The organism is Acinetobacter sp. YH12239 (genome assembly GCF_013417635.1).
Classification (GTDB): domain Bacteria; phylum Pseudomonadota; class Gammaproteobacteria; order Pseudomonadales; family Moraxellaceae; genus Acinetobacter.
Genome location: NZ_VPDP01000054.1, coordinates 1 through 1,111, shown reverse-complemented (window position 1 = coordinate 1,111; position 1,111 = coordinate 1). Strand labels below are relative to the sequence as shown.

Annotated in this window: 1 protein-coding gene; it reads right to left on the bottom strand. The window is 44.7% G+C overall.

Translation table 11 applies throughout. From position 1 onward, the window contains the following. The coding region (tuf, locus tag FTV17_RS15425) for an elongation factor Tu (RefSeq protein WP_180000701.1) at positions 1 to 1,100 on the bottom strand (1,100 nt) is incomplete at its 3' end. Positions 1,101 to 1,111 lie beyond the last annotated feature (11 nt).

The following is a 1,111-nucleotide window of genomic DNA, read 5'->3' as shown; positions in this document are numbered from 1 at the left end:
TGGATTAATTCTACTGACATTTCTACGTTGTCACCAGGCATAACCATTTCAACGCCTTCTTTTAATTGAATCGCGCCAGTTACGTCAGTTGTACGGAAGTAGAACTGTGGACGGTAACCGTTAAGGAATGGAGTGTGACGACCACCTTCTTCTTTAGAAAGTACGTATACTTCCGCATCGAATTTAGTGTGTGGCTTGATTGAACCTGGTTTAGAAAGTACTTGACCACGTTGTACGTCTTCACGCTTAGTACCACGTAAAAGTACACCACAGTTCTCGCCCGCACGACCTTCGTCTAGAAGTTTACGGAACATTTCAACGCCAGTTACTGTAGTTTTAACTGTGTCTTTGATACCTACGATTTCAACTTCTTCGCCTACTTTAACGATACCAGTTTCTACACGGCCAGTTACTACTGTACCACGACCAGAAATAGAGAATACGTCTTCGATTGGCATCAAGAATGCTTGGTCTACAGCACGTACTGGCTCTGGGATGTAAGAGTCAAGCGCTTCAACAAGAGCAACAACTGCATCTTCACCGAACTGACCAGCTTCACCGTTAAGTGCAGCAAGAGCAGAACCACGGATAACTGGAGTGTCATCACCTGGGAAGTCATAAGTAGAAAGAAGTTCACGAACTTCCATTTCAACTAGCTCAAGAAGCTCTTCGTCGTCTACAAGGTCACATTTGTTTAAGAATACAACGATGTATGGAACACCTACTTGGCGAGAAAGAAGGATGTGTTCACGAGTTTGTGGCATTGGACCATCAGTCGCAGCACATACAAGGATCGCGCCGTCCATTTGAGCAGCACCAGTAATCATGTTTTTAACATAATCGGCGTGGCCCGGGCAGTCTACGTGAGCGTAGTGACGAGTTGGAGAATCGTATTCTACGTGTGATGTATTAATTGTAATACCACGTGCTTTTTCTTCTGGTGCAGAGTCGATTGCAGCGTAGTCTTTAGCTTCACCACCGAATTTCTTCGCACATACAGTTGCGATAGCAGCAGTTAAAGTTGTTTTACCATGGTCAACGTGACCGATTGTGCCCACGTTAACGTGTGGCTTATTACGTTCAAACTTAGCCTTAGCCATGAGATCTTCCT